The organism is Corallococcus sp. EGB (genome assembly GCF_019968905.1).
GTDB lineage: Bacteria > Myxococcota > Myxococcia > Myxococcales > Myxococcaceae > Corallococcus.
Genome location: NZ_CP079946.1, coordinates 1,392,631 through 1,407,863, shown reverse-complemented (window position 1 = coordinate 1,407,863; position 15,233 = coordinate 1,392,631). Strand labels below are relative to the sequence as shown.

Here is a 15,233-nt window from a genome sequence, read left to right as displayed (position 1 = left end):
GAGGAGCACTACCAGGGCACCTCGGCGCCCTCGTAGTCGAAGAAACGGCCGGAGTGCTCCAGCGAGATGCTGTCGATGACCTGCAACATCCCGCGCACGGACTCCTCCGGTGGCAGCGGCGCGTCCTGGCCGCCCATGTCCGTCTGCACCCAACCCGGATGCAGCAGCACGAACGCGAGGCCCTCGCGGCGCAGGTCGTTGGACATGGAGCGCACGCCCATGTTCAGCGCGGCCTTGGACATGCGGTAGGCGTACGCGCCGCCCTCCGTGTTGCTGGAGAGCGACCCCATGCGCGAGGTGACGTTCGCCACCTTCCGCCCCATCCCCTGGCGCAGCGCGGGCAGCAGCGCGGAGGTGATGCGCAGCGGCCCGAGCGCGTTCACCTCCAGGGTGCGCGCCAGGTCCTCGTAGTCCAGCTCATGCAGCCCCGCCCACTGGCCGGCCACGCCCGCGTTGTTGATGAGCACGTCCACCGGCTCGCGGCAGATGCGCTCCGCGAACGCACGCACGCTGTCCGCGCGGGTGACGTCCAGCGTGTGGATCCGCAGGCGGGTGCCTGCCTCCAGCAGCAGCGGCTCCAGCCGGCGCGCCAGCTCCGGAGCCCGCACACCCGCATCCACGGTTTCTCCCCGCCGCAGCAACTGCTGCACGAACTCGAAACCAATGCCACGGCTTGCTCCCGTGATGACATAGCGCATGCCTTTATTAACGCGCCCAGAGGCGCTCCTTGGCAAAGCTCTTGCCTTCGCACTATGGCGCCCAGACTTGCTCACCCCAGGACAAGGGTGGGAGTCGCCCACGACACAGGCAGGAGTCGGATGACATGACGGTCGCGGTCATTGGAGGAGGAATCACCGGGCTCGCCTTGGCCTATCGATTGCGGGCCAGCGGTACTGATGCCGTGGTGCTGGAGTCGACGTCACGCGTGGGTGGAAACGTGCAGACCCATGCACGTGGGGGCTACGTGATGGAGGCGGGGCCCAACAGTTTCCTGGACCGGGAGCCCACGATGCGTGAACTGGCGGAGGCGCTCGGAGTGTCAGCTCGCATCCGTCCGGCGGATGCGGCGGCAAAAAACCGCTACGTCTTCACGCGCGGCGCGCTGCGAGCCCTGCCCACGTCGCCACCGGCGTTCCTGAAATCCGACATCCTCCCCCTCGCCTCCCGCCTGCGGGTGGTGGCGGAGCTGCTCAGCGGGCGCAACCCCACGGGTGCGGACGAGTCCCTGGCGCAGTTGGGGCGGCGCCACCTGGGACGTGAGGCGACGCAGGTGCTGCTGGACGCGATGCAGACCGGCACCTACGCGGGTGACGTGGAGCAGCTCAGCGTGGAGGCGACCTTCCCGCAGCTGGTGAAGTTCGAGCGCGAGCACCGCAGCCTCATCCTGGGCGCCATCCGTGCGCAGCGCGCGGCGCGCCAGGCGAAGACCCCGGGCGCGGCGGAGGCCGGCCCCCGGCTCACCGGGCAGATGAGCACGTTCGACGGGGGCCTGGGCGTGCTGGTGGACGCGCTGGCGAAGGCGCTGGGCGACAGCGTGCGCACGGACGCGAAGGTGGAGGGGCTGGAGCGCTCGGCGGACGGCGGCTGGCGGGTGCGCTTCCAGGAGCGGGGGCAGCCCGCGGAGCTGAGCGCGTCGCACGTGGTGCTGGCGGTGCCCGCGCCCGTGGCGGCTTCACTCGTGCGGCCGCTGGACTCGGAGCTGGCGGCGAAGGCGGACGCCATCCCGTACGCGCCCATCGCCGTGGTGCACCTGGGCTTCGCGCCGGGGACGGTGCCGAAGCCGGACGGGTTCGGGTTCCTGGTGCCGGCGGTGGAGGGCAAGGCGGTGCTGGGCACCATCCACGTCTCCACCACGTTCCCCTTCCGCGTGGAGGGCGGGCGCGTGCTGCTCACGTGCCTGATGGGTGGCGCGCGCAAGCCGGAGGTCGTCGCGCGGGACGAGGACGCGCTGGTGGCGCTGGCGCGCGAGGAGCTGAAGTCGATGGCCGGCCTCACCGCGACGCCGGAGCTGACGGAGGTCATCCGCTGGCCGCGCGGGATTCCGCAATACACCGTGGGTCACCTGGAGCGCCTGGCCGCGATGGAGGAGCGGCTGAAGCGCTGGCCCGGCCTGCACCTCGCCGGCAACGCGTACCGGGGCGTGGGCGTCAACGACTGCATCCGGGAGGCGGCGCGGCTGGCGGACATGTTGGGAGGGCCAGCGGGACAAGCCACCCGGAGCACCTGAGCGACCGCTCACCCCGGCCCCTCGACGGCCGGGGCAACCCTCCCAGCAAGGGCACCAGGTCGCTGCCAGAGTGCGTGGGCATGTTTCACGGACACTGGAGGCGCCCCTCATGTTCTCACTGCGCTCGCCGCTCTTGTCCATGCTTGCTGTCCTCTTCTTCCCCGCGGTCCTCGCCGGGACGTTCGTCCTGGAGTTCGTCCCCGCGACCGTCCCCCAGCGGTAGGACGCGGGGCGGTGTAGCATCCGCCTTCCGCATGCCGGAGACGTCGTCGGAAGGCTCCATCGTTCGCGCCACGCTGCGCGCGCTCGTCGCGCCGTGGCGGTTGGTCCCCATCGTCCTGGTGTCCTTGCCGCTGCTCGCTGCGCAGGTGCGCTGGAGCCTGGATCCGCGCGCGTTCTGGCTCGGGCTCCTGCTGTGCCTCCTGTGCGTCGCGGTGGCGCCCGTGTCGTACCGGGTGCTGTTCCCGGAAGGGCTGGACCTGAGCCACGGGGGCATCCGCCTGCTTCTCTATGCGGCGGTGGGCAGCGGCGTGGTGCTGTCCGTGGGCTACGCCCTGCCGCGCGTCACGCAGATGCAGCCCACGTTCCTGTCGGAGCCATACAACCTGGCCATCTGCGGCGGCCTGTTCCTCGTCGCGGGCTGGGGGCTGGGGCGGGACATCGGCTTCGAGGAGACGCTGGCCCGCGAGCGGGCCCGCGCCACCCGCTTCGCCTGGGAGGCGGAGCAGGCGCAGCTGCTGGCGCTGCGCAGCCACCTGGATCCGCACTTCCTCTTCAACACGCTCAACGCCATCGCGGAGTGGTGCCGCGAGGACGGCGCGGTCGCCGAGGCCGCCGTGCTGCGGCTGTCCACGATGCTCCGCTCGGTGCTCGCGGGCGTGCGCAGCGTCTCCTGGCCGCTGTCGCAGGAGCTGGAGCTGATGCGCACGCTCTTCGACCTGCACCTGTTGCGCGACCCGGACCTGTTCCAGCTGCGCGTGGACGTGGCGGACGGCCTGGCGGACGTGCCCGTGCCGCCGCTGGTGCTGCTGCCGCTGGCGGAGAACGCGGTGAAGCACGGCCCGGCGGCCGGCCACCGGGGCCCGTTGAGCGTGGGCGTGGTCGCGCGCGGGGGGGCGGTCATCGTCTCCATCGACAACCCGGGCGCGTCCAAGGGCCCTCGCGAGGGCAGCGTGGGCCTGCCCATGGTGGAGCGGCGGTTGGCGCTGGCGTATGGCGGCCACGCGCTCCTGTCGCTGGAGAGCGCCGACGGACGCACCCGTGTCACCGTCACCCTGCCCCGCCAGGGCCCCCAACCCGGAGTCCTCACGTGAGAGAGCCCCTGCGCGTCCTCATCGCCGACGATGAACTGCTGGCCAGGAGGCGCCTGGCGCGCCTGCTGGCCGCGCTGCCGGACGTGAGCGTCTGTGGCGAGGCGGTGGACGGCGACTCGGTGCTCGCGGCGGTGCGCGCGGGCGGCGTGGACGTGGTGCTGCTGGACATCCACATGCCGGGCCTGAGCGGGTTGGACGCGATGGCGCTGCTGCCGGAGGGAGGGCCGCATGTCATCTTCTGCACCGCCCATGCGGAGCACGCGGTGAACGCGTTCGAGCACGGCGCGGTGGACTACGTGCTCAAGCCCGTGGAGGCGGCGCGGCTGCAGAAGGCGCTGGAGCGCGCGCGGGCGCGGCTGCCCACGCGGGTGAAGCCCGCTCCGGTGACGGCGCCGGTGGCCTCGGCGGAGAAGCCGGCGCTGACGCGGCTGCCCATCCCGACGCGGCAGGGGCTGGTGCTGGTGTCGCCAGACGCCATCTCCCACGCGTCGCTGGAGGACGAGCTGGTGACGGTGTTCACCGCGCAGGGCGACTTCCTCACCGACTTCACGCTCAACGAGCTGGCGGACAAGCTGCCCGCCGAGCACTTCCACCGGGTGCACCGCCGCGCGCTGCTCAACCTGGCGCACGTCACGCGGCTGGAGCCACTGGAGACCGGTGGCTACCTGGCGCGCACGGCGCGAGGTCACGCGGTGGAGGTGAGCCGCCAGTCCGCGCGCGAGCTGCGCCGCATGCTGGGCCTGCGCAAGGGCGCGGAGGACGAGGGCTGAAGAAAACCAAGGCACAGAATGGCATACTCGGCAAAACAAGGCCATCCATACAGCAGCCCCCAAATCAAGGGGTACTACCACCAAAAGCGCGCATCAACCAAGCAAAGTCGCCCATTACATTCAACACCATCACCCACCCGACCGCCGCCCCCAAAAGCCAATACCACCCAACACAGCCCCCTTCGCCAAAGCCAAAGCGCTCTACACCACACAACAAATCACTCCGCCACCACAAGGCAAGAACACCCCCTAGACTCCACCGCACAGCCAACACTAAAATTCCATCCTCCCCAAAGCGCCCTCACCCCTCGACAAATCAGCCCAATGCACATTCTTGTCGACTTCGACAACATCGCACCTTTGACTCGCAGCGGACCGCTGCTCAAAGCCGTTGACACAATATTTGACGCCGCCAAACCGACACTCTCCACAACAACACGAGTACAGGTTCGTCTTTACGGCGGTTGGTATGAAGAACAAGGCCCTACCCGCCGAGCCCAACAACTGGCAGCCGACGTAGCAGCCAACTTCCCGCACGCCATTAACATCGACACAGCCCCTCAACCGCTAAGGGTCCAAGTCGAACTAGCCTATAGCCTTCTAGCAGAACCCAAAAGGCATCTACTCCATACATATCGCGAGAAAAAACCTCCGCAAGCATTACGAAGCAGGGAACCCACTGAAGCTGGTTGCATGGACTCAAGTTGCGCGCTCTCAGGAATCGCCAAGCTCATCAAGAGCGGAAGATGTCCCGCAACCACATGCACAATCAAAACAAAAGACTTACTCTACAAAGCGGAACAAAAACTCGTAGACTCAATGATCACCGCAGACCTAGTATATTTGGCCACACATGGCGACAAAGAACCAACCATCGTGGTCTGCTCGGATGACGACATTTGGCCTGGAGTCCGAACTGCAATTCAACTTGGCGCAGCAATACTGCACATACGCTCCCCAGACAATGCCAGCCAAGCGGACTACCATTCCGATCTCGGCGCCGGATACCAATCAACCTGGATGAAAAACAATGGACATTGAATCGTTCAAACGAATCGCAACCACATTCGCAGACACGAAGTCCGACATTGAATTTCACAAAGGACATATTGCCATTCAACACGGCGATGACCTCATAACAGGCAAGATGCTTATGCGAGAGGGGCGCCTCCTAATTGAAGAAAACGAATACCAACAACCGGCAGAGCGATGGATCGTACATAGACTCGCAAGACTACCCCTGCTAGCAGATCGCATCCTCTCTCAAATACCACCCGAACAGTTTTTCGTCACACCATCCGCGCGACTGCTTGACCGCCTTGAGCGAGCTCCGGAGCAGAATCCGCAATCAATCGACAACGCCCTAGACGTTACGACCGAGGTGCTTTCTGAACGCCCTGCGGGAATGTGTTCCATACTCTACCTCACTTCCGACGCAGGAGAAGGAAAGACAACCTTAATCAGTCAACTCGCACGCAAACAAGCCCACGCCTTCAAAACCAAAACGGCAGACTGGCTTTTAATACCTGTCTCACTGGGTGGGCGTTCATTCCTGCGCCTTGACGACGTAATCGTAGCCTCATTAGTTAACAGACTTCGATTTCCCGGTCTGTTCTTCGAAGGATTCGTCGAGCTAGTCAAAATGGGCGTACTTGTTCCTGCCCTAGACGGCTTTGAAGAAATGTTTGTTGAGAGTGCATCTGGCGAGGCAGTTTCGGCCCTTGGCAATCTTCTTCAAACATTCTCAGGCTCAGGCTCTGTGCTTGTAGCAGCAAGAAAGGCCTATTTCGAGTATAGGAGTTTCGAAACACAAGGTCGCCTATTTGACGCATTGGGAAAAACGCAGGTTTCGTTCGCTCGGCTTGACTTGATCCGATGGGACAAACAAAAATTCTTAATTTATGCTCAGGAACGCAATATCCCCAACGCCGACCGTCTTTATGACGACGTGAGTGTCGCATTGGGTGCGGATCACCCATTATTAACCAGGGCAGTGCTTGTACGCCGACTTCTGGATGTGGCCTCTTCAGTTGAAGAGCGCGACGAGTTGTTAAAACAGATCAGCCCAAGCGAATATTTCTCACAATTCGTCCGCACAATCGTCAAAAGAGAAGCTGAAGAAAAATGGCTAGATCGAAGCGGCGAGCCACCTCGTCCTCTCCTGACCATACCAGAGCACGAAGAATTACTCTCAATGCTTGCCCAGGAGATGTGGGAAAACCAAGTAGACATTCTCCGGCACGATCTAATCGAAACAGTTGCAGAGGTGTTCTGTGAAAACAAGAATAAAAACCTAACAACCACACGCCAAATTATCGACAGAACAAAACAACACGCATTGCTTTCACAACCAGACTCCTCAAAGCTCGCATTCGGGTTCGACCATGAGGAATTCAAGAACTACTATCTAGGTCGCGCTCTAGCCCAAGTCCTATCCAGCGGTTCAGACGCGCAGATTCGCTCAGTGCTGCGGGCCGGCACGCTTCCCGCACTCGCCGTGGAGACTTGTGTTGGCCAGCTTGCCGCAAGCAACGATCGGGTCGGAATACTCGGCAAGCTACAGACAACGACCAACCTTGAGACACGCGCATCGTTCGTGAGAGAGAATTTCGGAGCACTCGCAATGCGCTTGGTTCAAAACAAAACCGGCCCATTGACTCTTGAGGGGGCTACATTTCCTCAAGATAGCTTCATCAAGTCGCACATCAATCAAATTGACTTCAGAAACTGCACATTCCTTGGCTCATCCCTGCGCGACGCCAAGATCGAAGATTGCCATTTTACGGAATGTGAGTTCGAACGACTTGATATAGACATCGGACTGGTTGTGAAGGGCACCACGCTCGTTTCGTGTCGTATTCATGTCATAGGCCATACTGGAGCGGAGACATCTATTTTCAGCCCAGTGCGCATCCAGCAGGAACTCGAACGGATTGGCTTCACATTTCCTCAAGCACCTCTTCAGCAGACATCTTCTACAGAAGTGCATGACGACGATGAGGAGATCATTCTCATCACCAGGATGTTGCGACTGTTTCTGCGAGCAACGGAGGTCAATGAAGGAGTGTTTCGTGCAAAAATGGGGAAGTCGGGCGGCATATTCTTTGACGAAATTCTACCTGCCTGCTACCGGACAGGTATTCTCCAAGAAGTCACATATCAGGGAGGAGGCCAACAGCGCCGTTTTCGGCTTGGACGCCGCCTATCCGAAATTCAAGACGCACTAACAAAGAGTGGAGGTTCTTTTAAGCAATTCCTTGAGTTCATGCACGCATAACTCAAGAATTCTTGAGCGGCCCATGCGGCGTCGGCTCGCGATATTCCTGCACCAATGCTCCGCTGTATCACAGCGGAGCTTGAAGAAGGTGAACATCTGGGAATGCCCCCTCAAGGGAGGCAATTGACAGCAAAGACTGACCAATCCAGTCGGGACCGCATCATCACAGTCAATGGAGCGCCCACATAGCCACAGGGTGGTTGCTCACTGCGGTCACCCTGTCGTTCAACCTGCATGTGCTACGCACTCAGTTCCAGACGAACAACTGGTGCACCAGCGCCGCGTCGTCGCCCAGCTCATCCCGCAGGGCCTGCTTCGCGGGGCCGGGCAGCTCCACGCCACCTCGCGCGCAGCGGGCCGCGTCCTCCACGGCGAAGGTGGGCGCCTTGCAGTACGCGTCCTGCCAGCGCTCGATGAGCGAGGCGAAGAAGACCTGCTCGTAGCCGCGCAGCTGGCCGTCCAGCCAGTTCTCCTTGTCGGGCCGCTCGAAGCGCTGCGGCCGCACGCCGCCGGGCTCGAAGGTGATGTTGTGCTCGTAGCCGGAGGCCTCCAGGGACCGCTCCGCCTTCACCGCCAGCGGCGCGTGCCGCTCCTGGAGGAGGCCCTGGGCCACCACGGCGAAGTGGTACTCCACGCCCCGGCGCTGCGCGTGGTAGTCGAACGAGCGCTCCACGTCGCGGTACTTCGTCACCTCCACCGTCGTCGTGTACTCCACCTTCTTCGTCTGGTGGACGAGGCGCTTCTTCATCACGCCCTTGTCCTCGTAGGACTCCTCCACCGTGTACGGGACGTCCGCCGTCGCGGTGCGGTCCTCATGGTCCGTGTACGGCACGCGCTCCGTCCACGGCGCCGTCAACGTCACCGGCTCGCTCATGCGCCGCTCGCTCAGGCTGCCGGAGATGGTCAGCGGCGCATGGCGCTGGGACGCCTCCGAGTACCAGGGCGAGGCCTCGAACGCGCCCGACAGCCGCGTCGTCAGGTACTGCACCACGTCGTTGCTGATGCCATCCACGGACACCTGCCACGTGGGCACGCCCAGCGCCTCCGGGAACATGCCCGCGCGGGGCGCTGGCTGCTGGTAGTGCCCGCAGTAGCGCGACACCAGCTCCGCCCAGTGCTGCGCGCCGCCGGGCAGCGACTCCTTCAGCTTCGCGCACGTCGCCACGCCGCCCTGCGCCACCGCTTCCTCCATGTCGCGGCGGATGGGCACCATCTCCGAATGCGCCAGCAGCGCGCGCTTGCGCACCAGATGCGACTCCGCGGTCAGCGCGTTGCCCCGCCTCGCGGGCTCGATGATGAGCTGGCGCAGGTGCTGGTGCGTGCCCGCCATCTCCTCCAAGAGCGAGCTCTCCATGCCGCCATCCAGCTTGGAGTTCCACTTCACCTTGTAGGCGAGGAACTGCTCCAGGTTGCCCTCCGCGTCCTCGTCACGCCCCTCCACCCGCGCCTGGCGCGCCTGGGTGAGCAGCTGCGACAGGCCGCGCCAGCGCAGGTCCTCCAGCGACGCGCGATACTCCGGGTTGTTGGGCTCGTCCTGCAACAGCTTCACGTAGACCTCGGCCGCCTCGACGAAGCGGCCCTTCTCCGCCAGGTCGTTGGCTTTGCCCCGGATGGTCGAGCACCCGGACAGGACTCCCGCGCACAGGAGCGCCGGCACGAGGAGGGACCTCCGGCGGGCGCCGGAGCGGAACGATGAGAGGAGCGAGGCAATCACGGGAACGGAACCCTTCAACACGAGGCGTGTGGCCTCACAGGCTGACCCACGGAGGGCCGCGATTATTCACCGCGCCCTCCCCGTCCCGACAAGGCCCCCGGGCCACGTCAGCGCTCCACCGGCCAGGTGTGCACCGGCAGCCCCTCCTCCGACAGCTCCAGGTAGCGCTCCAGCATGGCCGCCAGCGCGTCCTGACGGGGCATGTGGGCCTCCAGCCGCGCCAGCACCGCCCGCTGCCAGCGAGCCCCCGTGCGCTGGAGCGCCGCGCGCTGCGCGATGATGTCCAGCAGCCCTTCCGCCTCCGCGGCCTCCACCCCGGCCGCCACCAGCCCGCGCCGCGCCACCGGCAGCAGCTGCTTCACCAGCTCCACCGCCGGCATCACGCGGGGGCTGGGCGCGGTCTCCGCCGGCCACAGCAGCGTCGCGCCCAGGCCGTGATGCGCCGCCTGCTTGAAGTTGCGCCGCGCCTGCCAGAAGGGCAGCGCCGGGAGCAGCGCGTCCACCCGCTCCGCGAGCCCCAGCGTCAGCCCCAGCAGGAACGCGCCGTTGGCCACCATGTCCACCGTCGTGGGGCCGGAGGGCAGCGCGCGGAACTCGATGCGCACGTGGCCCTCCCCGCTCGGGTCATAGATGGCCCGGTTCCACGACCAGACCGTCCCCTGGTGCAGCCGCAGCTCCTCCAGCTTCGGCAGGCCGCCCGCGGCCACCACCTCCAGCGGGGACTCCTGCCCCATCACCGGCAGCAGCGTGGGATAGAGCGCCACGGCCTCCGCGAACAGCTCGTGCAGGCCCTCGCGCACCCAGCCGTGTCCGAACGTCACACGCGGGTGCAGCTGCGCGGCCTCGTCGCTCTCGCCGCGGTCGTCGGTGGCCTGCTGGAAGAGCGCCACGCGCGTCTCCTCCCACAGCCGCTTGCCCAGGAACACCGGCGAGTTGCCGCTCGCGGCCAGCACCGGCGCGGTGGCCAGCTGCGCGGCGTTGTACACGCGCGCGAAGTCCCCGGGCGCCACGCGCAGGTGGAGCTGGAGCGACGTGTTCGCCCCCTCCAGCGTCACGTCCTCCCACGCGAGGTTGAGCGTGTCGTCACCCGCGATGGCCACCTGGAAGGGCCCGGCGCGCCGCTTGCGGATGGCCGCGGACAGCGCCCGGTAGCGCGGCTGCGGCGTGAGCGCGTTCTTCCCCAGGTCCGCCTGCCGCAGCGTGGGCAGGATGCCCACCAGCGCCACGCGCGCGCCCTCCGTCGCCGCCGCGCGCCGCAGCTTTGTCAGCAGCTCGTCCAGCTGGGCCTGGAGCCCGGTGAACGGCCGCCCCGCCAGCGGCGAGGGGCGCAGGTTCATCTCCATGTTGAAGCGGTTGAGCTCCAGCGTGAGCCGGTCGTCCTTCGCCTTCGCCAGCACCTGCTGGTTCACCGGCAGCGGCGAGCCCGCGCCGTCCACCAGCGCCACCTCCAGCTCCGCGCCCATCGTCGCGGGCCCCACGCCAAAGCCGGGACGCTGGAGCACCTGCCTCAGCGCCTCCAGGCTCTCCCCGAGCCGCGCCACGAACCGCGCGTGCTCCTCCGGCGTGAACTCCTCCTGCTGGATGGCCAGTCCCATAGGCCCTCCACGATTGGCACGGCGCGGCGCGCTCGCACGCGAGGTGTCACCCGCTGGACGCCGCCACGTTCCAGGGGAGGCGCCAGGCCTCCACGCTCCCCCGTCCGCCCTCCAGGCCGGCGGACCCGGGTGCTCGAGCTTCGGGTGTGTTATCCCAGGTCCCGTCATGCCGGACGCCACCGTCAACCTCTACGACCTGCCCCGCCCCGCGCTGGACGCGCGGCTCGCCGGCTGGGGCTTCAGCCCCCAGTACCGTGAGCGCGTGTGGACGGGCCTGTACCGCGACGGCGTCAGCGCGCTGGGCGACATGGCGGGCCTGCGCCCGGACCTCCAGGCCGCGCTCCAGGAGCGCGCGCACCTGGGCACGCTCGCCACGCACCATGAGAGCTTCAGCAGCGACGGGCTCACCCACAAGCTGCTCCTGCGCCTGCACGACGCGCAGACCATTGAAACAGTGCTGATGCGTTTCAAGGGCCGCGCCACCGTGTGCGTGAGCACGCAGGCCGGGTGCGCCATGGGCTGCGTCTTCTGCGCCACCGGACAGATGGGCCTGTCTCGCCACCTGACGCCGGGCGAAATCGTGGGCCAGGTGCTCCACGTCACGCGCCTCCTGCGCGCGCAAGGAGAGGCCCTGCGCAACATCGTGCTCATGGGCATGGGCGAGCCCCTGCACAACTACGAGCACACCATGGCCGCGGTGGACATCCTCGTGGACCCCAAGGGGCTGGCGCTGGCGCCGCGCTTCATCACCCTGTCCACCGTGGGCGTGGTGCCCGGCATCCTCCGGCTCGCGGACGAGGCGCGCCCGGTGCAGCTCGCGGTGAGCCTCCACGGCGCCACCGACGCCGAGCGCGCCGCGCTGGTGCCCGCGGGCCGCCGCTGGCCGCTGCAGGAGCTGATGGACGCGTGCCGCTACTACGTGGCGAAGCGCAAGCGCCGCATCTTCTTCGAGTGGACGCTCATCTCCGGCCGCAACGACACCGCGGAGCACGCGCACCACCTGGGGCAACTGCTTCACGGGATGGACGCGCACGTGAACGTCATCCCGCTCAACCCCACGGTGGGCTACGACGGCGGACCCAGCGTCCCTGACGCGGTGCGCGCGTTCCAGGACGTGCTCACGTCGCACGGCGTGCCCAGCACGGTGCGCCAGCGTCGCGGCATCGACATTGACGCGGGCTGCGGCCAGCTCAAGGCCGCCGTGGAGCGCAAGCCCCGCCGCTCCCTCCCCGTCACCTCCTGAGCAACGCGCGGGGTCGCGCGGCACACCCCCCGACCTGCCATGTCACCCCGCGGCGCTAGTGTCCGTTGCGCCGATGCGCGCGCGTCACGAGATGTGCGCGGGACGCGGATGTTCGTGGGCCCTTGCGTGGCATGGGCTCGTGGGCACATTCTTTACGACGGCTTCCACGCAACCCCAACGGCTTCTCTGGCGGAGGTGGGCAATGCTTTCCATCCAGGAGCACGGCACGGTGGAAGAGGCGAGCAGCAACCTGCTCGACTTCATCCTGATCCCCGATAACTGGCTCGAGCAGGCGCCCCCGCAGCCCGAGGGCTCCGCCACGTGGCCGGCGCAGGACACCCAGTACCAGCGGCGCGTGGGCCCGCTGCGCATCTGCGCATCGGTGGATGTGGCGCCATCGCTGGACGTGACGCTCCACATCGCCTTCCGCGCGCCGGGGCTCACGCCGCTCAAGGCGGCGGACCACCTGGAGAGCTTCCTCAAGCAGCGCCTGCCGCTGACGCCCAACAGCGAGTGGCAGGTGGAGGTGGACGAGCGCCGGTGGATCCACTTCTCCCGCCGCTACGCGGGCACGCACCTGCTGGCCTGACGGCTACGGCAAGAGCCGGTAGTGGCGCAGCGGCTGCGCCACGTTCTTCACCGGCGATTCCGTGAGGGGGCCGAACTGGAGCTTGCGCACGAAGGGCTCCCGTGACTGCTTCAGCGCCTCGTGCACGCTCTCCATCACCAGCGTCTCACGGAAGCCCGCCAGCGACTGCAGGCGCGCGGCCTGGTTCATGCCGCTGGAGAACGCGGTGTAGCTGCGGTTGGGCCCGAAGAGGCCGCAGTTGGCGGTGGCCAGGTTCACGCCCACCGCCACGCCCAGCCCCGGCAGCTTCACCCGCCGGCACAGCGCGGCCACCTCTTCACGTCCGCTCAGCTCCGCGGTGAAGGCCTGGATGCCCTGCGCCGCGCGCACGGCGGCCTCCGCGCGGCGCACGCGGTCCGTCTGGAAGAAGGGCGGGCCAAACAAGCCGATGACGCAGTCGCCCACCATCTTGTCGAAGACGCCGCCGTGCGCCCAGATGCAGTCCACGGCGCGCGCGCTCCACTCGTCCACGAAGCGGCCGATGCTGCGCGCGCTGTCGAAGCCCTGCTCGCAGATGCGGGTGAAGCCGTTGATGTCCGCGAACAGGATGCCCACCTCCTGCTCCTGCGCGCGCAGGTGCCGCGCGTAGTCCGGGTCCTCCAGCAGCGCGTCGATGGCGTCCGTGGGGAAGAACTGCGACAGGTGGATGCGCTCGCGGTTGTAGTCCAGCAGGCGCTGGCTCAGCGTGGAGGCCAGCACGCGGATGAGGTCCATCGCGTACGCGGAGAAGCCCTCGTTGCTCCAGACGACGATCTTCCCCAGGGGCTCGCTGCGCGTGGCCGCGGAGATGAGCACCGCCTCCGTGGTGCGCCCGTCGAACAGGCGCTTGAGCGCGCCCGCGTCTCCGTTCAGGAGCCGCGCGCCGTGCTGGTGCAGCAGCGCCTCCAGCTGCGCGCCCGGCTGCTCTCCGCTCTCGTACTCCAGCTGCCCATGGCGGTACGTGCGGTAGTGCAGCACCTGCGGCTGCACGGCGTCGCGGTACAGGAGCAGGAAGCCCGGCAGCCGCACCCGCTGCGTCAGCGTGCGCACCGCCTGGTCCATGCCCGCCTCGAAGACGGGGTTGGCCAGGTGCTCGTTGCACTGGAGGATGAGCTGGTGCTTCTCCGACGCGGTGTGGACCAGCATCAGCACCGTGTCCAGCTCCTCCGCGACCACGTCCAGCGCGCGCAGGCGCTTCGCGGTGGTGCCCGCGTCGCCGGGCGGCCCCGCGTAGAGCACGCCCAGCGTGCCCACCGGTGAGCCCGCCACGTCCAGCGTCTGCGTGAGCAGCGTGCCCGTGTCATGGACGCTCATCCCCACGGTGCCCGCCAGCAGCCCGCCGGGGAAGACGCCGCCCCAGTCGCCCTCGCTCCACGTCTGCTCCACCAGCTCCTCGTCGCGCGTGGTGAGGGCGATGGCGCGCGCCCCCAGGCGCTGAAGCAGCGTGGGGAAGCAGCGCAGGAAGCACTGGGTGAGCGTCTCACGCTCCCGAAGGCTCTCCTCCAGGAGGTCGTCCGTGACGCGGCCCAGCTCGCGCAGGAAGCGGTACTCCTCCAGGGACAACTCAGCGGGTGGGGACGGGAGCGCTGGGGTCATGTGCGCCCCTTGTACCGCCGCCCGGGAGAACTGTCACAACGCGGGCACGTGCTGGGTGCCCCCCACCACGAGGCCGTCCTGGACCTCGATGAGCCAGTAACCCTCCTTGCCTGCCTGCGTGGAGGAGCCCGCGCCGAACAGGTGGGGCCGGTCCGCGGTGGCCGGGTGGTGGTAGCGCTGGTGGATGTGGCCATGGAGCACCGCGAAGCGCGGGCCGGGCAGGAGCTTCAGGAGCGCGTCCGCGTCATGCAGGCCGTGATGCCAGCCATCCGCGTGGTTCGCGGCGCTGCGCGGCGCGTGATGCACCACCACCAGGATGGCGCGGCCGTCCAGCCGGGCGTCCTTCAGCAGGGCCGCCAGGCCTTCGAGCTGCGCGGGGCCCACGGTCCCGTAGGACAGGCCGGGCGTGGGCAGCGGACGCGCGGAGCACAGCCCCACCACCGCGGCGCCTCCGCCCACCAGGCGCACGAAGGGGAACGCGCCCTCGCGGCGGTACTCCGGCAGGTCGCTTTCGAGCAGGTCCCCGAAGTGCTTCGCGAAGCGGCCCTCACGCGCGGCCCCGGGCGTGAAGACGTCGTGGTTGCCGGGGATGACGGTGCAGCGCGCGGGCGTCGGGGACAGGGGTGAGAGCGCGGCGCGGGCGGCGCGGAACTCGCCCTCCAGCGCGTAGGCGGTGAGGTCGCCGGAGAGGATGAAGTGGTCCACGCCGTGCGTGCCCGCCTCGCGGGCGATGGTGGAGAGCGTGGCCTGCGCGTCGCGGTAGGCCTTCGCCCGGCCTCCCGCCGTCAGCTCGACGAGCGCCACCCAGCGGCGCCAGCCCAGCTTGTGCAGCGGCAGGGCGAAGTAGTCCCCGGTGATGTGGACGTCGGAGCAGTGCAGGAAGCGCATGGA

Annotated in this window: 11 protein-coding genes; 6 read left to right on the top strand and 5 right to left on the bottom strand. The window is 67.2% G+C overall.

The window, feature by feature from the left end:
* Positions 1-8: 8 nt before the first annotated feature.
* Complete coding sequence (locus KYK13_RS05800) at positions 9-698, bottom strand: SDR family oxidoreductase (RefSeq protein WP_223642604.1); 690 nt, start codon at positions 696-698, stop codon at positions 9-11.
* A gap of 125 nt (positions 699-823) precedes the next feature.
* Between KYK13_RS05800 and hemG the strand changes: the two genes are divergently transcribed.
* The 4 genes from hemG to KYK13_RS05780 all read left to right on the top strand — a co-directional run bounded on the left by hemG (position 824) and on the right by KYK13_RS05780 (position 7,587).
* Positions 824-2,227 carry a protoporphyrinogen oxidase gene (gene hemG / locus KYK13_RS05795; RefSeq protein WP_223642603.1) on the top strand — a complete coding sequence of 468 codons (1,404 nt, stop codon included), beginning with the start codon at positions 824-826 and terminating at the stop codon, positions 2,225-2,227.
* A 254-nt stretch (positions 2,228-2,481) separates the two neighbouring features.
* On the top strand, positions 2,482-3,540 hold the full coding sequence (locus KYK13_RS05790; protein ID WP_223642602.1) for a sensor histidine kinase: 1,059 nt from the start codon (positions 2,482-2,484) through the stop codon (positions 3,538-3,540).
* Positions 3,537-4,310, top strand: a complete 774-nt coding sequence (locus tag KYK13_RS05785; RefSeq protein ID WP_223642601.1) for a LytTR family DNA-binding domain-containing protein — start codon at positions 3,537-3,539, stop codon at positions 4,308-4,310. The genes KYK13_RS05790 and KYK13_RS05785 overlap by 4 nt, the downstream gene beginning before the upstream one ends.
* 1,030 nt (positions 4,311-5,340) lie before the next feature.
* Positions 5,341-7,587 carry a hypothetical protein gene (locus KYK13_RS05780; RefSeq protein ID WP_223642600.1) on the top strand — a complete coding sequence of 749 codons (2,247 nt, stop codon included), beginning with the start codon at positions 5,341-5,343 and terminating at the stop codon, positions 7,585-7,587.
* A 247-nt stretch (positions 7,588-7,834) separates the two neighbouring features.
* Here the strand turns inward: KYK13_RS05780 and KYK13_RS05775 are convergent, their stop codons facing one another.
* Together KYK13_RS05775 and KYK13_RS05770 are read right to left on the bottom strand one after the other, a co-directional pair.
* Positions 7,835-9,244 carry a hypothetical protein gene (locus tag KYK13_RS05775; protein WP_223642599.1) on the bottom strand — a complete coding sequence of 470 codons (1,410 nt, stop codon included), beginning with the start codon at positions 9,242-9,244 and terminating at the stop codon, positions 7,835-7,837.
* Between the two features lie 164 nt (positions 9,245-9,408).
* Positions 9,409-10,896 carry a glutamate--cysteine ligase gene (locus KYK13_RS05770; RefSeq protein ID WP_223642598.1) on the bottom strand — a complete coding sequence of 496 codons (1,488 nt, stop codon included), beginning with the start codon at positions 10,894-10,896 and terminating at the stop codon, positions 9,409-9,411.
* Positions 10,897-11,062: 166 nt separating this feature from the next.
* Between KYK13_RS05770 and rlmN the strand changes: the two genes are divergently transcribed.
* Positions 11,063-12,139 carry a 23S rRNA (adenine(2503)-C(2))-methyltransferase RlmN gene (rlmN, locus tag KYK13_RS05765; RefSeq protein ID WP_223642596.1) on the top strand — a complete coding sequence of 359 codons (1,077 nt, stop codon included), beginning with the start codon at positions 11,063-11,065 and terminating at the stop codon, positions 12,137-12,139.
* 202 nt (positions 12,140-12,341) lie between these two features.
* On the top strand, positions 12,342-12,728 hold the full coding sequence (locus KYK13_RS05760; protein ID WP_223642594.1) for a hypothetical protein: 387 nt from the start codon (positions 12,342-12,344) through the stop codon (positions 12,726-12,728).
* Between the two features lie 3 nt (positions 12,729-12,731).
* Here KYK13_RS05760 and KYK13_RS05755 read toward each other — a convergent pair whose 3' ends face one another.
* On the bottom strand, positions 12,732-14,342 hold the full coding sequence (locus KYK13_RS05755) for an adenylate/guanylate cyclase domain-containing protein (RefSeq protein WP_223642592.1): 1,611 nt from the start codon (positions 14,340-14,342) through the stop codon (positions 12,732-12,734).
* Positions 14,343-14,375: 33 nt separating this feature from the next.
* The gene (locus KYK13_RS05750) at positions 14,376-15,230 is read right to left on the bottom strand and encodes a metallophosphoesterase (protein WP_223642591.1); all 855 of its coding nucleotides are present in this window, start codon (positions 15,228-15,230) and stop codon (positions 14,376-14,378) included.
* Positions 15,231-15,233 lie beyond the last annotated feature (3 nt).

Coding starts and splice junctions, on each gene's coding strand:
- KYK13_RS05800 (WP_223642604.1), bottom strand. CDS start 698: ATGCGCTATGTCATCACGGGAGCAAGCCGTGGCATTGGTTTCGAGTTC.
- hemG (WP_223642603.1), top strand. CDS start 824: ATGACGGTCGCGGTCATTGGAGGAGGAATCACCGGGCTCGCCTTGGCC.
- KYK13_RS05790 (WP_223642602.1), top strand. CDS start 2,482: ATGCCGGAGACGTCGTCGGAAGGCTCCATCGTTCGCGCCACGCTGCGC.
- KYK13_RS05780 (WP_223642600.1), top strand. CDS start 5,341: ATGGACATTGAATCGTTCAAACGAATCGCAACCACATTCGCAGACACG.
- KYK13_RS05770 (WP_223642598.1), bottom strand. CDS start 10,896: ATGGGACTGGCCATCCAGCAGGAGGAGTTCACGCCGGAGGAGCACGCG.
- rlmN (WP_223642596.1), top strand. CDS start 11,063: ATGCCGGACGCCACCGTCAACCTCTACGACCTGCCCCGCCCCGCGCTG.
- KYK13_RS05760 (WP_223642594.1), top strand. CDS start 12,342: ATGCTTTCCATCCAGGAGCACGGCACGGTGGAAGAGGCGAGCAGCAAC.
- KYK13_RS05755 (WP_223642592.1), bottom strand. CDS start 14,342: ATGACCCCAGCGCTCCCGTCCCCACCCGCTGAGTTGTCCCTGGAGGAG.
- KYK13_RS05750 (WP_223642591.1), bottom strand. CDS start 15,230: ATGCGCTTCCTGCACTGCTCCGACGTCCACATCACCGGGGACTACTTC.